Consider the following 20651-nt stretch of genomic DNA (forward strand, 5'->3'; position numbering starts at 1 on the left):
GGGGTGAAGGCGTGGTGACCGATGCGGACGCCGGGCAGTTCGCGGTGCCGTACCTGGGCATCGGCACCGTCATCGACGACCGGGAGCTGGCGGCGGTGCGGGAGGTGCTGTCCTCCGGGCTGCCGCTGTCGCAGGGCGTGTGGCGGGAGCGGTTCGAGGAACGGTTCGCCGAGCACATCGGCGTGCGGCACGCGGTGTCGGTGACCAGCGGCACGGTTGCGCTGGAACTGGTGATCCGGCTGCTGGACCTCGGGCCGGGGGATGAGGTGATCACCACCCCGCAGACCTACCAGGCCACCATCCAGCCGCTGCTGGACACCGGCGCCGTGGTGCGCTTCGCGGACGTCCGCGCGGACACCGCCAACATCGACCCGGACCGGGTCGCCGCGCTGATCACGCCCCGCACCAAGGCGATCATGCTCGTCCACTACGGCGGGCTGCCCGCGGACATGGACGCGATCATGCGGATGGCCGACGAGCACGGGATCGTCGTGGTCGAGGACGCCGCGCACGCCCTCGGCGCCCGCTACCACGGTCGCCCCGCCGGCGGGCTCGGCCACATCGGCTGCTTCAGCTTCCACTCCAGCAAGAACATCTCCACGCTGGGCGAGGGCGGCATGATCACCCTGGACCGGGACGACTGGGCGCGGCGGCTGCGGCTCGTCCGGGGCAACCAGGCCGACCTGCTGCTCACCGCGGCCGGCACCGCCTTCGGCGACTCCACCAGCCCACCACCGGGGGCGTTGTTCCCCGGCGACGCCTACACCCACGAGTGCTTCGGGGTGCGGCGGGCGGGCACCAACGCCACCCTCAGCGAGGCCGCCGCCGCGGTCGGCCTGGTCCAGCTGGACAAGCTGCCCGGGCTGACCGCCCGGCGCCGGGCGGTCGCGGCCCGGCTGACCGCCGAGCTCGCGGAGTTCGAGGAAGTCCGCGTCCAGCCCGTCCCCGCCGGGGTGGCGCACGCCTACCACCTGTTCACCTGCTACGTCGACCCGGCGCGGATCGACCGCGACGAGCTGGTCCGCTGCCTGGCCGCCGAAGGAGTGCAGACCTTCCTGCGGTACTTCCCGCTGCACCTGCTGCCGGAGTGGCGGGCCCGCGGCCACCGCCTCGGCGAGTGCCCGGTCGCGGAACGGCAGTGGTTCGCCGAGCACCTGAACCTGCCGTGCCACCCGGGCCTGTCCGACGAGCAGGTGGAGCTGCTGACCACGGCGCTCGGCTGCGCGCTGCGCAAGGTGATCCGCCGGTGAAGCGGCCGGAACCGGCAAGGAAAGGAGCAGACGTGTCGACCAACCAGCACGACCTGATCGTCGTCGGCGGTGGCGCGATCGGGCTGGCCGCGGCGGTCGCCGCCGCCCGGCGCGGCCTGACCGTGCTCGTCCTCGAGCAGTTCGCCATGCTGCACGATCGCGGCAGTTCCGGTGGCGCGGAGCGGCAGTGGCGGCTGCAGTACTCGCAGGAGGACCTGGCCCGGCTCACCGTCGCGGCCGTTCCGATGTGGACGGAACTGGAACAGGCGGGTGGCCGCAGGCTCATCCACCGCACCGGCAGCCTCTGGTTCGGCGACACCACCACCGCCACCAACGAAGGGCAGGTGCAGGCCGCGGTCGAGGTGCTCGACAAGGTCGGCCTGCCGTACGAGTGGCTCTCGGCCAAGCAGATCGAGCAGCGCTACCGGTTCGCCGGCCTGCCGTCCTCCTACGAGGGGTTCGTCCAGCCCGACGGCGGCATGGTCGACGTCCGCGCCACCCTGTGGGTGCTCTACGAGCAGGCACAGGCCCTCGGCGTGGAGTTCCGCGACCGCACCAGGGTGCACGAACTGGTCCCGGACGACGGCGGCGTGACCGTCCACACCGGACACGGCAGCCACCGGGCCGACCACGCGGTCGTCACCGCCGGTGCCTTTACCGGACCGCTGCTGGAACCCCTCGGCGTGCGGTTCGACGTCGAGCTCTACGAGATGACCACCGCCTACTTCCGCGCCCTCGACCCGGGTTTCGACTACCCGACCTGGTTCGCGTTCCAGCAGCCGACCGAAGAGGACACCAACCTGTTCTACGGCTTCGGCAGGCTGCCGTGGGCGGCCGACGACCTCGTCCGGGTGGCGCCCGACTTCGAGGTCGGCGAGTTCCACGACGCGTACGAGGCCGGCTACACCGCCAACCCCGTGCACCTGAAGCGGACCGCGGAGTACGTGGCCGCGCACCTGCCCGCGCTCGACCCCACGCCGGTCCGCCCCGGCTCGTGCCTGATCGCCTTGCCGAAGGACCCCGGGCGGCAGCTCTACTTCGGCCGCCCGCCCGGTGCCGAGCGCGTGGTCGTGCACGGCGCCGGCTGGGGATTCAAGTACGTCCCGCTGCTCGGCCGCGCGTGCGTGGACCTCGTCCTCGACGGCAGGACCGAGTACGACCTGTCCCGCTTCGCCTTCTGAGCTTCCCGACGCGAGAGGAATTCCCGATGCTGCGAATCATCAACGGCGAGGCCGTCCGGTCGCTCTACTCGATCGAGGACGCCATCCCGGCCATGGAACAAGCCATGGTGTCCTTCAGCGACGGCTCGGCGTACCAGCACCCGCGGATCACCGTGGAGCCGCCGGGCGCCGACGGCGAACGCGGCATGGTGCTGCTGATGCCCGCCGCCGCGTCGGGCTCGCTCGGCCTCAAGCTGCTCAGCATGTTCCCGCGCGCGGCGGAGAAGGGACTGGCCAGTGTCCAGGGCCTGATCGTCCTGGTCGACGCGGTCCACGGCGAGCCGCTCGCGGTGCTGGACGGCGTGTCCGTCACCGAGATCCGCACCGCCGCGGTGACCGCGCTGGCCACCGACCGGCTGGCCCGCCCGGACGCGGCGAACCTGGGCATCATCGGCGCGGGCGTCCAGGCCAGGGGCCACCTGCGGGGACTGGCGGGGCTGCGGCCGTGGAAGTCGATCCGGCTGTTCTCCCGTACCCGCGACCGCGCCGAGGACCTCGTCCGCTGGGCCGCCGAGGAAGGCGTCGACGGGATCGAGATCGCGTCCTCGCCCACCGAGGCACTCCGCGACGCCGACGTCGTCTGCACCGTGACGTCGGCCTGCTCGCCGGTGCTCGCCGACTCCGATGTGGCCGCCGAAGGCGTGCACGTCAACGCGATCGGCGCGTTCGGCCCGCGCTGCCGGGAACTGCCGCCCGAGCTGGTGGCCCGCGCGCGGATCTTCGTCGACAGCAGGCAGTCCGCGCTCACCGAGGCGGGCGACCTGATGCTGCCGCTGGCCGACGGGGTGATCACCGAGGACGCGATCGTCGCCGAACTGGGCGAGCTGCTGGCCGGGGCACCGGGCCGGGTGGGCGACGAGCTGACCGTGTTCGAGTCACTCGGGCTGCCCATCCAGGACACCCTCGCCTGCGACGCGATCTACCGCCGGGCGGTCGAGGCGGGCGCAGGCGTGGAGATCAGCTTCCCGTGACCGGAAGGGGTGCGAGATGACGATCCGGGTACTGGCCCGGCCACCGCGCGGAGGACCGGCGCGGCTGCCGTTGCTGTGCGCGCCGTTCGCGGGCGGCGGTGTCAAGGCGTACGACGTCTGGCACGGCCTGCTGCCGCGCGACATCCTGCCGATGACGCTCCGGCTGCCCGGCCGGGAGGGCCGCTTCGACGAGGACCTGCCCACCGACCTGCGCGACCTGGCCCTGGCCGTCGCCGACGAGGTGGCGCCGCACCTGACCGGCCCGTTCGCCGTGTTCGGGCACAGCATGGGCGCGGTGCTGGCGTACGAGCTGACCCGCGTGCTGCACACCAAGTACGCGATCACGCCGCGCTGCCTGGTGGTGTCGGGCGCGCAGCCGCCGGACACGTTCGCCGCGCACTCGCACTACGCCGGGATGGACGACGAAGCGCTCCGCGCGGCCCTGTCGGCGATGGGCGGCAGCCAGCCGGGCGTGCTGGAGGACCCGGAGCTGTGGGCGTTGTTCGCCCCGATCATCCGGTCCGATCTGCTGCTGTGCCAGACCTACGACCACGTGCCCGGTGATCCGCTGCCGTGCCCGCTGGTGGCGTACGGCTCGAGGGACGACCCGGACCTGGACCAGGAGCGGCTGGCCGGGTGGGCGCGGTTCACCACCGGCCCGTTCGAGTCCCGCATGTTCCCCGGGGACCACTTCTACTTCCGACACTGGCCGGAGGCGTTCGCCATGGACCTGATCAACCGGCTGCACCGGCACGCGGGTGCGGACCGGTGACGGCCGCACGCCTGGACGCGGTGGCCACCGCCGACCGCGTCGCCGGCGCGCTGACCGAAGCCGGCTTCGCACCCTGTTTCGGCACGCCGTGCGGCATCCTCGCGCCGCTCTACGCGGCCCTGCCCGGCCTGCTCACGGTGGCCAGGGAGGACAACGCGGTCGGCATGGCGGCCGGTGCGGCCCTGGCCGGGCACGCGCCCGCGGTGCTGATGCAGAACTCCGGCCTCGGCCAGTCGGTGAACGCGCTGGCCTCCCTGGTCGTGCCCTACCGGATCCCGATGTTGCTGGTGGTGAGCGTCCGCGGGGCCGACGGCGACCCGACCCCGGAGAACCAGGTGATGGGACGGCTCACCGAGCCGCTGCTGGCCGGGCTGGGCGTGCCGGCGGAGATCCTCGAGGCCGACGGCGTCGAAGAGCAGGTGGCCCGGTTGTGGCTGGTCGTCCGCGAACGCCCCGCCGCCCTCCTGGTCCCGCCGACGGCGCTGGGGTGGCGGGCATGAACAAGACCACGGCGATCGCGGCCGTCCTGGCGGTGACCCCGGGGCGTCCGGTCGTGTTCACCACCGGCTACGCCTGCCGCGTCGCGCGCCACCTGGCCGACCGGCCGGGCCACTTCTACATGACCGGCTCGATGGGGCTGGCCTCTTCGATCGGCATCGGGCTCGCGCTCACCACCGGCCGTCCCACGGTCGTGGTCGACGGCGACGGGGCCCTCCTGATGAACCCGGTCGGTCCGCTGACCGCGGGCACCGTGCCGGGCCTGCCCCTGGTCCACGTGGTCCTCGACGACGCCGCCTACGCCTCCACCGGCGGCCAGGACACCCCCCGCGCCGACATCCCGGCGCTCGCACGGGCCTGCGGATACTCCCGCGTGACGTCCACTTCGGACGCAACGGACCTGCGCGACGCCGTGGGTGCCGCGCTGACGGCCGGCCCGGGACCTGCGTTCGTGCACGCGGTGCTGACCGGGCCGGACGACCCGGTGCCGCCGCGGGTGGACGTCGACCTGGGCGGCCACGCCCGGACGTTCCGCGACTTCGTGACGGGCGGCTGCCGGTGAGCGAAACGGTGTGGGACAGGGTCGCGGCGCAGGCCGCGCGAACCCCGGAGGCCGTGGCGGTGGTCCCGTGGACGTACGCGGAACTGGTGGACCGCGTCTCGGCGGTGGCGAGCACGATCTCCGGGTACGCCGGTCCCGGGCAGGTCGTGGCCATCGACGTGACCGGCGCGCCGGCGGGGCTCGTGGCGTTCCTGGCCACCGCCCGCGCCGGCTGCACCGCACTGCCGTTGAGCGCCGAAAGCCCACCGCCGCATCGCGCGCTGATGCTGGAAGACGCCCGGCCGGCCCTGGTGGTCACCGAGGACGACGGCACCTGCGCGGTGCGCCCGACCGCGTATTTCGGGTTCCCCGCCGGGGACACCCCGCCGAGCGACATCGCGTACGTGATGTACACGTCGGGTTCCACCGGCCGGCCCAAGGGCGTGCTCGTCCCGCACGCGGCGCTCGTCCGGCGGCTCGCCGGCCTCGCCCGGGTGCCGGGGCTGGCCGCGGGGGAGTCGATGCTGGCGATGACGGCGTTGTCGTTCGACATCTCGCTCGCGGAGATCCTGCTCCCGGTGTCGGTGGGCGCCACCGTGGTCCCCGCCCCACCCGCGGCCCGCGTCGACCCCGAGGTCTTCGCCGGCGTCGTCGCCTCGACGTGCCCGACGGTCCTGCAGGCGACGCCCAGCTTCTGGCGGCTGGCACTGGCGTGGGGATGGACCGGGGCCCCGGCCGGCCGGATTTGGTGCGGCGGTGAACCGCTCACCCCGAGCCTGGCGGCGAAGCTGCTGCCGCGGTGCGCGCAGCTCTGGAACGTCTACGGCCCCACGGAGGCGACGATCTGGGCGACGGCCGCGCACATCACGGACCCGGACGCGGTGTCCCTCGGCACGGCCCTGCCCGGAACGGGAGTGCTGCTGCTCGCCGACGACGGCAGCCCGATCACCGAACCCGGCACCCCGGGCCGGCTGGTCCTGTCCGGCGACGGCGTGGCCGCCGGCTACCTCGACCGCCCCGAACTGACGGCAGCCCGCTTCCCCGGCGGCTGCTACCACACCGGCGACCTGGCCGCGTACCGCGCGGACGGCACCCTCGAATACCTCGGGCGCGAGGACAACCAGATCAAGCTCCGCGGCCACCGGATCGAACTCGGCGAGATCGAAGCGGTGGCCGAGAGGTGCCCCGGCATCACGGCGGCGGTCGCGGTCCTGAAGAACCCGGACACCACCTCGGCCCACATCGCGTTGTACGTCACCGGCGAGATCACCGCGCGGTCGGTGCGGACGTGGTTCGCCGATCAGCTGCCGCCGCCCATGCGGCCCACCACGGTCGAGGTGGTGGCGGAGCTGCCGCGGACCTCGGCGGGGAAGGTGGACCGGCAGGCCCTCACGTCCCGCTAGCCAACGGCGCCCAGAGCTGCGCCGCTTGATCAGGGTGCGCGACGACCGTCACGCGTGAGACAGCAGTCTGGGCCCGAAGTAGTGGGGGACACGGCGCCGCTCTGGCTTAGCCGCGCGGTCCAGCGCCGTGCAGGAGGGTGTCGATCACGAGGGTGGCCGGCTCGTCCGGGTCCTGAGTGCCCGGCTTGGCGATGGCTTCGCTCAGCGCCGCCGGGGCCGCGGGTGGTGGCGAGCAGGTTTCGATGATCTGTTCCAGCCCGCCGGGCACGGTAAGAACCTGGGCCGGTCCGGCGGCTGTGGCGCAAGCAGTGCGCTCGGAGTCTCCGGTACGGATCGGGCCACCGGCCACCCGGGGTGCGCGAGCTGTTCCGGCGCGGCGCGATCGTCGGCTCAGTCCAGTGCGTCGGTGATGAAGGTGAAGGTGAGCTGCTCGAGGTGACGTCGCGTGTCGGCGGGGAGATCGCGTAGCGGCCCTTGGCCGACCAGCACGGCCAGTCCGTGCACCATCGACCAGATCGGGTATTCGATGCCGTCGCGGCGTCGCTGGTCGAGCACGCCGGCGTCCACGAGTTCGTCGAGCACGATCCGGAGCTGCCCCAGGGGGGTGCGATCCTGGCCGGTCCTGGTTTCGGGTACGTCGTAGGCGTGCTGCTGTGGCAGGGCGAACGCGATGGCGAACAGTCCCGGGTCCTGGCGGGCGAACTCCAGGTACGCGGCGCCGATCGCGCCGAGCCGAGCGCCGGCCGCGGTGGGATCGCCGTACTCGCCGGGCACGCGGGCGACGCCCGCGGCCATCCGGTCGGCGAGCTCGCCCATGGCCGCCGCGCTGACCGCGGCGAGGAGTTCGTCGCGGTCCGCGAAGTGCCGGTACGCGGCGTTGGGGACCACGCCCACCATCCGGGTCGCTTCGCGCAGCACCACCGCGTCCGGGCCACCGGCGCGGGCCAGTTCAAGGCCCGCCGCGACCAGGCCTTCGCGAACGGCGCCGCGTGGCCGTCGTTCCCTTGGTGATCCGCTGACCGTCACAGGAACAGGATAAACATAGTGGACAGTGTCCACTAACTGCGCTATGGTGGACAGCGTCCACTAACTGACTGGGGAAACACCATGACTGGAATGAACTCCCTGCTGGAGCGCAACGAACGGTTCGCCCAGACCTACCGCGCCACCGGTCTGGGCCTGCCGGCCGCGCGGACGGTCGTGCTGGCGTGCCTGGACCACCGAGTCGATCCCGCGATCGTCCTCGGACTCGAACTCGGCGACGCCCCCGTCATCCGCAACACCGGCGGACGCGTGACGCAGGCCGTCATCGAGGACATCACCTATCTCGCCTTCCTCGCCGAACGGCTGACGGGCGGCGAGGGCGTGGCCGACTCGCTGTTCGAGGTCGCGATCTTGCACCACACCCAATGTGGAGCCGGCCTTCTCGCCGATCCCGGTTTCCGTCGGCAGGCCGCCGAGGCGACCGGCGTGCCCGAGGCAGCGCTGCAGGCTCGCGCCGTTGCGGACCCGCGCACCACGGTCGAAACCGACGTCGAACTCCTGCTGGCCGCACCGTCGCTCTCCGCCAAGATCAGCGTCTCCGGGCACGTGTACGACATCGCCACCGGCCGCGTCGCCACGACACTGCGGGCCTGCCACCCAGTGAACTCGTGATCACGCCTACCACTTTGGAGGACGTCGTGTACAACCCGCCTGCCTATGTCTGGGCGATCACCATCGGCGGTCCCGCCGCCGTCGCGGCCGTGACCTGCGCCGTGCTGTACAGCGGCGCCAAACGCGCCGGCCTGGGGACGCGGTCGGCGACGCTGGTCGCCGGGGCCGCGGCCGTCCTGCTCGGTGGCTGGATCACCGCCAGCGCGGTGATCGCGGGTCACGGCTGGTACGAGGCACAGGCCGGCCGGGTGCCGTGGCTGGCGGTCGCGGCGGCCGGGTGCCTGGCCACACTGCTGGCGCTGAGCCGGATCCCGGTGGTGACGCGCGCGCTGACGGCCGAGGGCATGGCCGCCCGCCTTCTGCTGCCGCACTCCTTCCGGGTGGCCGGTGTGTTCTTCCTGCTCTACATGGCCTTCGGTCACCTGCCCGCAGTGTTCGCCCTGCCCGCGGGGCTGGGCGACATCGCCGCCGGTATCGCCGCGCCACTGGCCGCGCGCAGGCTCGCGCACGGCACCGGCCGCCGCGCCGCCCTGTGGTTCAACGCGTTCGGCATCACCGATCTGGTCGTCGCCACGACCCTCGGCGCCCTCACCGGATACGGACTTCTCGACGTCACACCCTCGGCTGCCCCGATCGGTGAACTCCCGCTCGTGCTGATCCCGACGGCCACCGTGCCGCTGCTGCTGGCCCTGCACATCACGTCCGTGTCGACGCTCGTCCGGGCCACACGCCCAGCGCCGCTCGCCGACCGGCTCCATTTTGGCGCCACGTCATCCTGATCCCGCATCGTGCGGGAGTACCAGCCGAGCGCCCGGTTCGCGATCGGCGGCGGAGATTTTCCGTTGAAGGTGTTGTTCTGTAAGGGAAATTCGCGCGCGGACGCTGGTGTTCGTCCCGGTGCACCAGGTGGCGGGGTGTTGGGCGTGCGTATGTCTGCCCGTCACTCAACTACGCCACGGTCGTGTCTTTCGCAGTCTTGGCTCTCGGTGTTTCCCGGACATTGGAGGCTTCGAGATGAGACCGAGCAGGCGAACGAAGGCCAGGACGGTGCTGGCAGCCGCGGGTGGGCTGGCCGTGGCGGCGACGGTGGTGGCGGGCGCGCCGGCGCAGGGGGTGGACCAGCACGGCGGTGGCCGCGGTCTCGCGCTCACCGGGGTTCCGGCGAACGCCAAGGTGGCCGGGCTGACCGTGCCGAACACGCTGTCCCCGGAGCTGGCGGAGTGGGTCGCCGCCCAGGGCTCGAACCGGCTGGAGAACGCGACTGCGGACCTCCCGTTCTTCGGGTACCGCGGTGACGGTCCGCTGCTGCCCGCCGCCGGTGACCTGCCCGCGGCCGGGCACCTGGTCGAGGCGTCCAAGACCGAGCCGGACAAGAACACCTACCTCGTGCTGCACGGTCAGCGCGGCGCCGACCCGCACTACGACTACGGCACGCACTTCGTCTTCCAGGGTCACGAGGCGGGCGCCACCGGCTACCTCACGCGCGTCAACCTCGACGCCGACGCCGCGCACCGGGTCACCCTGCTGTCCACCGCGACCACCGACGGCAAGCCGCTGCCGGACTTCGACGGCTCGACGTGGGACCCGTGGGCGCGGCGGCTGCTGTTCACCGCCGAACTCGGTGCCAGCGGCGGCGTCTGGCAGTCCACACTGGACGGGACGCGAACCGAGGACATCTCCGGTGCGCTCGGCCGCGGCGGTTACGAGGGCATCCAGAACGACTCCGCGGGCAACCTGTGGGTCGTCGAGGACTCCGGCGGCGCGACCGTGCCCGGGACGAATGCCAAGCTGCCCAACAGCTTCGTCTACCGGTACGTGCCCAGCGACAAGGGTGACCTCACGCACGGCAAGCTGCAGGCCCTGCAGGTGCGCTCCCGGCGCACCGGGGCACCGATCGCGTTCCAGCCGATCGACGCCGCGCACCCCAAGGGCAACGCCTTCAGCGACGACACCAAGGACTTGCACACCTACGGCCTGTCGTTCGACACGAAGTGGGTGACCATCCACGACACCGCCACCGACCCGGCCTCGGCCGGGTTCGACGCGAACGCGCTGGCCAAGGCCGCCGGGGCCACCCCGTTCAAACGGCCGGAGAACGGCCAGTTCCGGCCGGGCACCGGCTTCCGCGAGTTCTACTTCGACGAGACCGGCGACACCAACGCCACGAGCACGGCCAACGACGGCTACGGCGGCTGGGGCGCGGTGCTCAAGCTGAGCCAGGCCGACCCGAAGGCCGACACCGGCACGCTGTCGCTGGTCTACAACGGCGACCAGGAGCACACCGGCCTCGACAACGTGGCATTCCTGGACGCCGACCACGTGGCGTTCGTCGAGGACGCGGGCGACGCCCTGCACACCCAGCGCGGGCTGCTGGACTCGGCGTACCTGTTCGACGTGCGCGCCGACTACGCCCGCGGCGCCCAGCCGGTGCGCTTCCTCGCCGAGGGCCGCGACTCGTCGGCGACGCTGGACTCGGCGTTCAGCGGCCGGACCGGCTTCCAGAACGACGGCGACAACGAGATCACCGGGATCCACGCCTCCACCGGCGACCCGTCGCCGCAGGGCATCCTCGGTGCCCAGCGGCCGACGCCGTTCGCCGGCGGCTGGCGGTTGTTCTGGACCCAGCAACACGGCGACAACGTGCTCTGGGAAATCACTCGGCGCTGAGCCGGCGGGCGCGGCGGGCCTCGGCCCGCCGCGCACTCGCCCGCAGCGGGCCACCCCTGCGCGACCACCGCGCCGCACCTGGCGCCCGGCCGGCGTGCGGGCAAGCCGACCTCGGGGTCGATGTCGACAATTTCCGTTCGAAAGTGCGGTTGGTCCGGTATTTCCGGACCTGCGCGCTTCATCCCTTGTGAACGCCGGCAGCATCGAAGCGCAGTCCCTTGTTTCGCTGCTGTATACCGGGATGATCGAGCCTGAGCGCGCATCACTGGGGGTCGCGCGTAAGGACGACAATGGCCGAACCTCGGTTCGAACTGGTTCACATTTCCCCGGAGCAACTGCGGGGACGGGGGTACACCGGCTCGGCGGGAAAAGTCATGTGGCGGTTTCTTTCCGCCAACAACCGCAGTCTGGCGCAGTCGGCAACGTCCTTTCCGGACGCTCCTTCCTGCGCTGACGCCGTGCGGGCGCTCCGCGGTCAGCTCGCGCTCGCCGAAGTTGTCACCGTGCGCGACACCAGGGGCAAGTGGTTGTGGCAGCTCAAGATCGCGGGTGTCGCGGTCGGTGTGTCGGCACGCAGTTACCAGCGGCGGCTGCACGCGGTCAATTCCGGGAATTCTTTTCGGGACCTCGCGGAACGCAGTCCCGCGGTTTCCGGTGCACGTGTTCGTCCGTAGTTCACGTTCCGGCCCGGAGACGTCCAGATCGCCGGGAAAGGCTCTCGTTCGGACGAGACAAGGGGAGTGCGATGACCAGTGTGCTGACCGAGGCACCGCGGACGGAGGTACGGCGAAGAACCGGGGCCCCGGGCGGGGCCGACCAGGCGTTCCTCGCCGTGCTCCTGGGAGCCGGTGTGGTCGTGCTCGCGATCATGGTCACCGTTGGCGGGTTCCTGGTGAAGAACGGCGCCCAAGCCCTCGATCTCGCCGGATTCTCCTTTCTCACCACCCAGACCTGGCAGCCGGACTCCGGGAACTTCGGCATCGCCGCCGTGCTCGTCGGCACCTTGCTGATCGCCGGCACCGCGCTCTGCGTCGCCTTCCCGCTGGCGTTCGGCGTGGCGCTCTACATCTCCGAATACGCCCCGGCCCGGCTGAAGCGGGTGCTGATCAGCCTGGTCGACCTGATGGCCGCCGTGCCGAGCGTCGTCTACGGCCTGTTCGGCGCGGTTTTCCTGCAGTGGAACGCCCTCGACGTGCCGCGCTGGCTCGCCGTCCACCTCGGCTGGTTCCCGCTGTTCACCGTGGACGGCTACGACGCGAACGACCCGCTGAGCAGCCAGACGGTGTTCGCCAGCTCGACGTTCTTCGCCGGCCTGATCGTCGGGATGATGGTCATGCCGATCACCTGCTCGGTGATGCGCGAGTCGTTTTCCCAGGCACCGCCCGGAGAACGTGAAGGCGCCTACGCGCTCGGCGCGACGCGCTGGGGGATGATCCGCAGCGTCGTGCTCCCGTACGGCCGGGGCGGGATGATCGGCGGCACCATGCTCGGCCTCGGCCGGGCGCTCGGTGAAACCATCGCCGTCTACATGATCATCGCGCCGGTCTTCACCATCCAGCCGCACATCCTGCAGAGCGGCGCCAACTCGGTGTCCGCGCTGATCGCCCAGCAGTGGGCCGCGGCCAGCCCGTTCGGCCTCTCCGCGCTGATGGCCGCCGGGCTCGCGCTCTTCGCACTGACCCTGCTGGTCAACTTCGGCGCGTCGGCGATCATCGCGCGCAGCCGGTCCGGTCAGGGCAGCGAAGCATGACCGACGCCCAGGAACGCCGGCGGGTCACGAAACCCGGCCGGCTCCTCGACCGGGTCGCCGTGCTGGGCGCGCTCGTCGCGGCTGTCGCACTCACCGCGCTCGTGTTCGACCAGCTGGCGCCGTTCGGCGGGGTGATCGGCTTCGCCGTCCTGGCCTGGCTGGTGTTCCTCGGCCTCTACGGACTGCTAGTCTCGCTCACCGAAAACGCGCTGACCGTCCGGGACCGGCTCGTCTCGGCCGTGGTGCACAGCCTCGCGGTCTTCGCGCTGCTGGCCCTGGTGACGATCGTCGCGTATCCGATGATCCGGGGCATCGACGCGTTGCGCCACCTGAACTTCTTCACCCAGGACATGGCCACCGCGGGCCCGCTCGACCCGCTGACGCAAGGCGGGATCCTGCACGCCGTCGTCGGCACGCTGGAGCAGATCGCCATCGCGCTGGCCGTCACCGTCCCCTTGGGACTGACTTGCGCGGTGTACCTCAACGAAGTCCGGGGCGCGTTCTCGAGGTTGGTCCGCACGATCGTCGACGCGATGACGGCGCTGCCGTCCATCGTGGCCGGTCTCTTCGTCTACGCCGCGCTGATCGTCGCGCTGGGGCTGGAGAAGTCGGGCCTCGCCGCGGGGTGCGCGATCAGCGTGATGATGCTGCCCATCGTCATCCGCGCGGCCGACGTCGTGCTCCGGCTCGTGCCGGGCAACCTGCGGGAGGCGTCGCTGGCGCTGGGGGCGGGTCGGCTGCGGACGGCCTGGCACGTCGTCCTGCCGACCGCGCGGTCCGGCCTGACCACGGCGATCCTGCTCGGCACCGCCCGCGGGATCGGCGAAACGTCGCCGGTGCTGATCACCGCCGGGTTCACCGCCTACCTCAACGCGGACCCGCTGTCCGGGCCCCAGATCTCCTTGCCGCTGGCGACCTTCTCGCTCGTCACCTCACCGGAGGAGGCGATGAAGGCTCGCGGGTTCGGAGCTGCGGCGGTGCTGATGCTGCTCGTGCTGGTGTTGTTCGTGATCGCCCGGATCGCGGGCGGTCGCCCGGCCGGGGAGCTGACGCGCGGCGCACTCCGGCGCCGCGCGCGGGCCTCGGCCGCCGACCGCGAACGGTTCGACAGCCGGATGCGGGGAGAGCAATGAGGAACTTCCGTGCGGTGCGGTGGGTTGCCGCGGCGCTGGTCCTGGTGCTGCTCGGGCAGTCCACGGCCTTTGCCCAGAGCTACGTGCCGATCAGCGGCGCCGGCTCGACATGGAGCTCCAACGCGCTGGACCAGTGGCGCAAGAACGTCGGCCAGTACGGCATGCGGATCAGCTACGCGGCCACGGGTTCCACCGACGGCCGCAACCAGTTCAAGGCCGGCCAGGTCGACTTCGCCGTCTCGGAGATCCCGTACGGACTGACCGACGCCGGCGTCACCGACAACCCGCCGACGGACCGCGGCTACGCGTACATGCCGATCGTCGCCGGCGGGACGTCGTTCATGTACAACCTGCACATCGGTGCCACGCGCGTGACGAACCTGCGCCTGTCCGGCCAGACGCTCACCGGCATCTTCACCGGGACCATCACGAACTGGGCGGACCCGGCGATCAAGACCGACAACCCCGGGCTGACCCTGCCCGCCCGCAAGATCATCCCGGTCGTGCGGTCCGACGGCTCGGGCACCAGCGCGCAGTTCACCGCCTACATGGCGAGCCAGTTCGGCGGGGCGTGGGACGCGTTCTGCCGCAAGGCGGGGCGCGCGACGCCGTGCGGGTTCACTTCGAACTACCCGCTGGTGCCGCCGGTGGTCGGGCAGTCCGGCTCGCTCGGCGTGACCAACTACGTGCGCCAGGACCAGAGCGAAGGCGCGATCACCTACGTCGAATACTCCTACGCGCGCAACGCGGGCTTCCCGATCGCCAAGGTGCTCAACAAGGCCGGCTATTACATCGAGCCGAAGGCGACCAGCGTTGCCGTCGCGCTGCTCGCGGCGGCGATCAAGCCGGACCTGACCCAGGACCTCGGCGGCGTCTACAACAACCCGGACGCGCGCACGTACCCGTTGTCCAGCTACAGCTACATGATCCTGCCGACCACGCCGACGTCCCCGTTCAACACCGACAAGGGGAAGACGCTCTCGGACTTCGCGTACTACTTCCTCTGCGAGGGCCAGCAGCAGGCCGACCAGCTCGGGTACTCACCGCTGCCGAAGAACCTCGTGCAGGCCGGGCTCGACCAGGTGGCGCGGATCCCGGGCTCGACGAAGAAACCCACCGACATCTCGAAGTGCAACAACCCGACGTTCTCGCCGGACGGCACCAACCTGCTCGCCAAGAACGCGCCGCAGCCGTCGCCGTGCGACAAGATCGGCGTGACGCAGTGCGCGGAAGGCACCGGCGGTGCGCGTGCGCCGACCCCGGTGGCCGGCGGCACCGGCTCGGGGCCCGGCGCGCAGTCCGCGACCGGCCCGAACGGCACCACCGGCCCCGGTGGCACGAGCGCGACGACCGGGCCCGACGGCACCACCGGACCCGCGACCGGCGCGATCGACCCCGACACGGGGCTGCCGATCAACGGCCAGAACATCGCCGCCGGCGGCTCGGCCGTCCCGGTTTCCCTCGACCAGCGGGACAACGCGACCGCTGCGCTGCTCACCGCGCTGGCCGTCGCGCTCCTGCTCGGCCTGGTCATCGGCCCGCCGATCCTGGCCCGCCGCCTGGGCAAGGACGGTGACGAGCGATGAAGCTCGCCCGCCTGCTGCTCGCCGCGGTGCTGGCGGTGGCCGCGCTCGCCGTCGCGGACACCGGCAACGCCGAAGACGCCACGAACTCGGCCCTGACGGTGTCCGGCACCGGCTCGTTCTCGAGCCTGAAGGTCACCGTCGACCAGACCACGGACCTGATCAACCAGACCGTCCACGTCAGCTGGACCGGCGGCGCGCCGACCGGCCCGTCGGGCAACTTCGCCACCAACTACCTGCAGCTCATGCAGTGCTGGGGTGACGACCCGGCCGGGCCGACGCGCGAGCAGTGCCAGTACGGCGGCCTGGCCGCGCAGGGTTCGCCGGTGGCCGGAGCCTGGGCGCGGCGACGGCAGGTCAGCTACGGGTCCACGTTGGTCGATCCGCTGGAGACGCTGAAGCCGGCGGCGCCGGGCCAGCAGGCCGTCGTGCCGTTCCGCTCGGTCACCGGTGTGACGACCACGTCGCCCGGCGACTTCTTCACCGCGGGCACCACGAACGAGCTCCCGCTCGCCAAGACCCGGCTCGACGGCGGCGGCGAGGTCGACTTCGAGGTCCAGACGGCGCTCGAGTCCTACGGCCTCGGCTGCGGCACCGTGGTGAACGGGAGCCCGCGCTCGTGCTGGCTCGTCGTCGTTCCGCGCGGAAACAAGGAGGTCGACGGCTCGACGGTCGGCGGCGACAACCGCCCGCAGCTCGACTCGTCCCCGCTGAGCGCGTCCAACTGGGCCCAGCACCTCTCGATTCCGCTGAAGTTCCAGCCGGTCGGCGCGGCCTGCCCGATCGGCGCGGCCGAACGGCCGACGTCGGGTGACGAGTTCCTGGCCGACGCCGTGCTGCGCTGGCAGCCGAAGCTCTGCGCCGGCGGTGGGACCGTCTTCGGCTTCACCCAGGTGCCGGACGGCGTGGCCCGGCAGACGCTGCTCTCGGACAACCCCGGCCTGTCGTTCCTCCGCGATCCGGTGCCGCCGGACCAGGCCACCAAGCCGCTCGTCTACGCGCCGATCGCGTTGTCCGGCTTGAGCATCGCGTTCATCACCGAACGGCAGTCGGCGGGGGAGGGGGTCGTGCCGCCGGAGATCTGGCACCGCGATGGCGAGCAGATCACCGACCTGAGCCTCACGCCACGGCTGGTCGCGAAGCTGCTCACGCAGTCGTACGTGCTGTCGCTGCCGGTGCGGCAGGACTACCTCAAGGGCAACCCGGACTCGCTGACCGCCGACCCCGAGTTCGTCGCGCTCAACCCGGAGTTCAAGGACTCCGGCCGCCTCATGTCCATTGTGGACGCGCTGGTGCCCACTGTGGACATGGACGCGACGACGGCGCTGTGGCGGTGGATCGCCGCGGACAAGGACGCCACGGACTTCCTGAACGGCGTCCCGGATCCGCACGGCATGAAGGTCAACCCGAACTTCAAGGGCCTGAAGCTGCCGGTGTCGAACTTCCCGAAGGCCGACCTGACCTGCACCGGCACCGGGCTGCTCGCCAGCTGCGCGCTCGACCTGCGTCCGCTGGCCGGCGACATGCACGAGGCCGGCCGCGCGATCAGCCGTGGTGACACGCTGGGCAAGGCGCCGACCGGCTTCGCGACCCCGGACGGCAAACCGCAGCTCAAGGCCGTCGACCGGCAGCCGCAGGGACAGCGAAGCCTGCTGGCGGTCGTCGACACCCCGACCGCGGCGCGCTACGGCCTGCCGACGGCGAAGCTGCGCAACGCCTCGGGCGCGTTCGTGGCTCCTTCGGACGCTTCGATGCTCAGCGCCGTCGCGGCCGCCAAGCCCGGCGCGGTCGGCGACGTCCTGTCGGTCGACCCGCTGACGACGGCGAAGGACGCCTACCCGCTGACGAACCTGGCCTACGCGGCGACCGCACCGTCCGCTTTGGACACGAAGGCGGGTGCCGACTACGCCGCGTTCCTGAAGTACGCGGTGGGCGACGGTCAGCAGCCGGGGATCGCGCCCGGGCAGCTGCCCGCGGGGTACGTCCCGCTGCCCGCGGCTCTGCGGGCCCAGACCACGTCGGCCGCGGACAAGATCGCCGCGGACGCGGGCAAGGCGGTCACCCCGCCGACGTCGTCCGCGCCGGCTCCGGACTCCGTCCGCGGGCCGCCCGTCGGCGGATCTCCGGCGGGCGACCAGTCGCTTCCCGGTGGGCAGCAACCGCCCGCGACGTCCGCGCCGGCCTCCGCGCCGTTGCCGGTGAAGGCGGTGACCACGCCGCCCACGACGTCGGCGGTCCAGCAGCCGGTCGCGCAGGCGCGCCCGACCCCGGCGACGCCGGTGGGGTTCGTGCGGTACGTGCTGCTCATCCTGCTCGCGGCCGGTGCGGTGGCCGCCGCGTCCGGTCCGGCGCTGACGCGCTGGGGCAGCCGGAGGGGGAGGTGATGTCCACGGCCCGCCGCGCGGGGAGCTGTCACTCCACCGCACGACGAGCCGGGTGAACCCAGCAAGCCCGGTGTCGGAGCCCCTACGACGACGACACCGGCACGTCCGGGCACGAGCCCGGGCATCCCTGCTGCGAAAAGGATACCTGAAGTGCGTAGAAGACATGCTCTCGTCACGGTCGCCTCGGCGGCCATGCTGCTCGTGCTGGGTGGCGCCGCTCAGGCCGACCCGGCCGGCGCGCCCACCTACCGCGACCTCGCCGGTGTCGGCTCGGACACCACCCAGGGCGTGGTGAACGGCCTGGCCGACGCGATCACCGTCGGCGGCGTCAAGGTGCTCGGTTCCTACGACGCGGTCGGGTCCGCCACCATCACCACCAAGGACCCCGCCGTCAACGCCAACTGCACGATCCCGCGTCCGGCGGGCTCGGGCAACGGCGTCAACGCGCTGGTCGCCTCGCTCGACGGCAACACCGGCTGCGTGCAGTTCGCGCGGTCGTCGTCGAACAACTCGGCGAACTACGCGGGCAAGAACCTCACCTACGTCCCGTTCGCGGTGGACGCGGTCACCTACGCGGTCCGCGCGGACAGCTCCATCTCGAAGAAGCTCACGACGGCGCAGCTGAAGAGCATCTTCAACTGCACCGCGCCCGGTGTCGGCACGACGTACAAGCCGCTGCTGCCGCACTTCGGCTCGGGCACCCGGTCGTTCTTCCTGTCCCAGCTGGGGCTCACCGACGCGGCGAACTTCACCACGACCTTCTCGTGCGTGCACGACACCGACGCGGCGAACACCCCGATCGAGGAGAACACCGGCACGTTCCTCATCGAGCCGGCCAACGTCGCGCCGTACTCCATCGCCTCCTACCAGGCCCAGGTCAACGGGGTGATCCCGGCGGTGCAGGGCAAGGCCGTGCTCGCCACGCTGAACGGCATCTCGCCGACCGCGCTGAACACCAGCTCGTCGTTCAAGCGGGACGTCTACAACGTCATCCCCAGCGGCCAGGTGGGGAACGCGCCGTACAGCACCGTGTTCGTCGGCAGCGGCTCGGCGATCTGCCAGAACGCCGACCTGATCAAGAAGTACGGCTTCGGCCAGGCCGCCAACTGCGGCGACACCGCCATCGTCACGCCCTGAAAGGCAACGCACCCATGAGCTCCAGATCCTTCGCGCACCGGTTCGCCGTCGGGGCGGCGGTCGTCGGCACGGCCCTCGCGGCGATGTTCGGCTCGATCGCGCCGGCTTCGGCCGCCGTCCCGCCGGGCACCCTCGGCACCCTCACCCTGAGCCCGGCCACGGGCTTCGACACGACCGCGGGCGTCGCCACGACGTCGGCGGGCTGCCCGGACACCTCGGACGCGTACTACATGTACGTCTACGGCCCCGGCGGCTTCACGAACGGTCTCATCGCCACGACCACCAGCAGCGTCAACTTCTCCACCACGGCGGGCTTCCCGATCCAGCAGGGCCTGTCGTTCAAGGACATCGCGCTGGACAACAGCACCACCGTCCAGCCGGGCCAGTACACCCTGGTGGCCAGCTGCGTCGACTCGTTCTCGCAGCAGGTGATGGGCACCTTCACCAAGGACATCTGGTTCACCGACGCCACGCACTACCAGGGCACCGACCCGAACGCGCCGGTCACCACGGCGACGTCGCTCGCGGTCTCCCCGGCGTCCCCGGTCACCCAGGGCAGCCCGGTCACCCTCACCGCGACGGTGACGCCGGCTTCCGCGGGCGGCACCGTCCAGTTCAAGGACGGCGCGGCCAACCTCGGCAGCCCGGTCGCCGTCTCCGGCGGCACCGCGGCGCTCACCACCTCGGCGCTGGGCACCGGCAGCCACTCGCTGACCGCGGTCTTCACCGGCGGCTCGGCGAACGTCGCCGGCTCGACGTCGCAGGCGGTGACCTTCCAGGTCAACGCCCCGGTCGCGACGCCGACCACGACCGCGCTCTCGGTCACCCCGAGCGGCACGGCCGCGCAGTACAGCTCGGTGACGCTGAACGCCTCGGTCACGCCCGCGGGCGCGGCCGGGTCGATCCAGTTCACCGACGGCGGCGCGAACCTGGGCAACCCGGTCGCGCTGTCCGGCGGCACGGCTTCGCTGTCGTCGTCGACGCTGGCGGTGGGCGCGCACACCTTCACCGCGAAGTTCGTGCCCATGAACTCTGCCGCATTCGTGGCGTCGGAGTCCGCGGGCGTGCCGCTGAGCGTGACGGCGTTCGCCGGGGTGGCTGCCTCGGAGAACATCACCACCACCGTCACCGCCGGTGCGTTGCTGATCAGCGTGGCCAACCAGAACGTCACGCTGCCGTCGCCGGTCATGCTGCCCGACGCCTCGATGCTGCAGACCTCGGGCAACCTGAACCCGGTCACCGTCACCGACACCCGGGCGGGCAACCCCGGCTGGAACGTCTCCGGCCAGGCGACCGACTTCGGTGACGGCGCTTCGCACGCGATCAACGCCGGCAACCTCGGCTGGACGCCGTCCATCGTGGACAAGGTCGCGGCGCAGAACATCACCGCGGGTCCGGCCGTCAACCCGGCCGCGGCGATCGCCCCGGGCACGGCCGCTCCGGCGGGCGCGGGTCTCGCGGGCTCCCGCACCCTGGCCACCGCCGCCGCGAACGGCGGCAACGGCACGGCGCACCTGACCGCCGGGCTTTCGCTCAACGTGCCGACGTCGACCGTCGCCGGCACCTACACCTCGGTACTGACCCTCACCGCCATCTGATCACCCGGGTCTCCGGCAACGCGGTCGTGAGTGAGAAACAGGGTTAGAACACTGTTTCTCACTCACGACAACGGCGGCAGAAGCCTTG

The 20651-nt window shown here is 71.7% G+C and carries 19 protein-coding genes; 17 read left to right on the forward strand and 2 right to left on the reverse strand.

What is annotated here, in order from left to right:
- Positions 1-11: 11 nt before the first annotated feature.
- The 7 genes from OG738_RS29995 to OG738_RS30025 are packed head-to-tail and all read left to right on the forward strand — an operon-like array spanning position 12 to position 6655.
- Complete coding sequence (locus tag OG738_RS29995; protein WP_329045851.1) at positions 12-1250, forward strand: DegT/DnrJ/EryC1/StrS family aminotransferase; 1239 nt, start codon at positions 12-14, stop codon at positions 1248-1250.
- Between the two features lie 32 nt (positions 1251-1282).
- Positions 1283-2431 (forward strand): NAD(P)/FAD-dependent oxidoreductase, encoded by a 1149-nt coding sequence (locus OG738_RS30000; protein ID WP_329045853.1) that lies wholly within the window; start codon positions 1283-1285, stop codon positions 2429-2431.
- Positions 2432-2457: 26 nt separating this feature from the next.
- Positions 2458-3441 (forward strand): ornithine cyclodeaminase family protein, encoded by a 984-nt coding sequence (locus OG738_RS30005; protein ID WP_329045854.1) that lies wholly within the window; start codon positions 2458-2460, stop codon positions 3439-3441.
- Between the two features lie 16 nt (positions 3442-3457).
- Complete coding sequence (locus OG738_RS30010) at positions 3458-4213, forward strand: thioesterase II family protein (protein ID WP_329045856.1); 756 nt, start codon at positions 3458-3460, stop codon at positions 4211-4213.
- Positions 4210-4713: a thiamine pyrophosphate-binding protein gene (locus OG738_RS30015; RefSeq protein WP_329045857.1), complete on the forward strand. Its 504-nt coding sequence runs from the start codon at positions 4210-4212 to the stop codon at positions 4711-4713. Before OG738_RS30010 ends, OG738_RS30015 begins: the two co-directional genes overlap by 4 nt.
- Positions 4710-5273 (forward strand): thiamine pyrophosphate-dependent enzyme, encoded by a 564-nt coding sequence (locus OG738_RS30020; protein ID WP_329045858.1) that lies wholly within the window; start codon positions 4710-4712, stop codon positions 5271-5273. The genes OG738_RS30015 and OG738_RS30020 overlap by 4 nt, the downstream gene beginning before the upstream one ends.
- The gene (locus tag OG738_RS30025) at positions 5270-6655 is read left to right on the forward strand and encodes an amino acid adenylation domain-containing protein (RefSeq protein WP_329045859.1); all 1386 of its coding nucleotides are present in this window, start codon (positions 5270-5272) and stop codon (positions 6653-6655) included. Before OG738_RS30020 ends, OG738_RS30025 begins: the two co-directional genes overlap by 4 nt.
- 106 nt (positions 6656-6761) lie before the next feature.
- On the opposite strand, the gene OG738_RS30030 is transcribed toward OG738_RS30025, so the two are convergent.
- Together OG738_RS30030 and OG738_RS30035 are read right to left on the reverse strand one after the other, a co-directional pair.
- Positions 6762-6923 (reverse strand): hypothetical protein, encoded by a 162-nt coding sequence (locus tag OG738_RS30030; protein ID WP_329045860.1) that lies wholly within the window; start codon positions 6921-6923, stop codon positions 6762-6764.
- A gap of 122 nt (positions 6924-7045) precedes the next feature.
- Positions 7046-7681 (reverse strand): TetR/AcrR family transcriptional regulator, encoded by a 636-nt coding sequence (locus OG738_RS30035; RefSeq protein WP_329045861.1) that lies wholly within the window; start codon positions 7679-7681, stop codon positions 7046-7048.
- 90 nt (positions 7682-7771) lie between these two features.
- On the opposite strand from OG738_RS30035, the gene OG738_RS30040 reads away from it, so the two are divergent.
- The 10 genes from OG738_RS30040 to OG738_RS30085 all read left to right on the forward strand — a co-directional run bounded on the left by OG738_RS30040 (position 7772) and on the right by OG738_RS30085 (position 20563).
- Positions 7772-8311, forward strand: a complete 540-nt coding sequence (locus tag OG738_RS30040) for a carbonic anhydrase (RefSeq protein ID WP_329045862.1) — start codon at positions 7772-7774, stop codon at positions 8309-8311.
- The gene (locus OG738_RS30045) at positions 8308-9090 is read left to right on the forward strand and encodes a hypothetical protein (protein ID WP_329045863.1); all 783 of its coding nucleotides are present in this window, start codon (positions 8308-8310) and stop codon (positions 9088-9090) included. The genes OG738_RS30040 and OG738_RS30045 overlap by 4 nt, the downstream gene beginning before the upstream one ends.
- 268 nt (positions 9091-9358) lie before the next feature.
- Positions 9359-10978: an alkaline phosphatase PhoX gene (locus OG738_RS30050; protein WP_329045864.1), complete on the forward strand. Its 1620-nt coding sequence runs from the start codon at positions 9359-9361 to the stop codon at positions 10976-10978.
- Positions 10979-11268: 290 nt separating this feature from the next.
- Positions 11269-11652: a hypothetical protein gene (locus OG738_RS30055; protein ID WP_329045865.1), complete on the forward strand. Its 384-nt coding sequence runs from the start codon at positions 11269-11271 to the stop codon at positions 11650-11652.
- A 71-nt stretch (positions 11653-11723) separates the two neighbouring features.
- Complete coding sequence (gene pstC, locus OG738_RS30060) at positions 11724-12728, forward strand: phosphate ABC transporter permease subunit PstC (protein ID WP_329045867.1); 1005 nt, start codon at positions 11724-11726, stop codon at positions 12726-12728.
- On the forward strand, positions 12725-13861 hold the full coding sequence (gene pstA / locus OG738_RS30065) for a phosphate ABC transporter permease PstA (RefSeq protein ID WP_329045868.1): 1137 nt from the start codon (positions 12725-12727) through the stop codon (positions 13859-13861). The genes pstC and pstA overlap by 4 nt, the downstream gene beginning before the upstream one ends.
- Positions 13858-15447 carry a phosphate ABC transporter substrate-binding protein PstS gene (pstS, locus tag OG738_RS30070; RefSeq protein WP_329045869.1) on the forward strand — a complete coding sequence of 530 codons (1590 nt, stop codon included), beginning with the start codon at positions 13858-13860 and terminating at the stop codon, positions 15445-15447. The genes pstA and pstS overlap by 4 nt, the downstream gene beginning before the upstream one ends.
- On the forward strand, positions 15444-17828 hold the full coding sequence (locus tag OG738_RS30075) for a hypothetical protein (RefSeq protein WP_329045870.1): 2385 nt from the start codon (positions 15444-15446) through the stop codon (positions 17826-17828). Before pstS ends, OG738_RS30075 begins: the two co-directional genes overlap by 4 nt.
- A 150-nt stretch (positions 17829-17978) precedes the next feature.
- Positions 17979-18965, forward strand: a complete 987-nt coding sequence (locus OG738_RS30080; RefSeq protein ID WP_329045871.1) for a hypothetical protein — start codon at positions 17979-17981, stop codon at positions 18963-18965.
- A 14-nt stretch (positions 18966-18979) separates the two neighbouring features.
- Positions 18980-20563 (forward strand): Ig-like domain-containing protein, encoded by a 1584-nt coding sequence (locus OG738_RS30085; protein WP_329045873.1) that lies wholly within the window; start codon positions 18980-18982, stop codon positions 20561-20563.
- Positions 20564-20651: the final 88 nt, after the last annotated feature.

The sequence above is a fragment of the Amycolatopsis sp. NBC_01488 genome (assembly GCF_036227105.1).
Lineage (GTDB): Bacteria > Actinomycetota > Actinomycetes > Mycobacteriales > Pseudonocardiaceae > Amycolatopsis.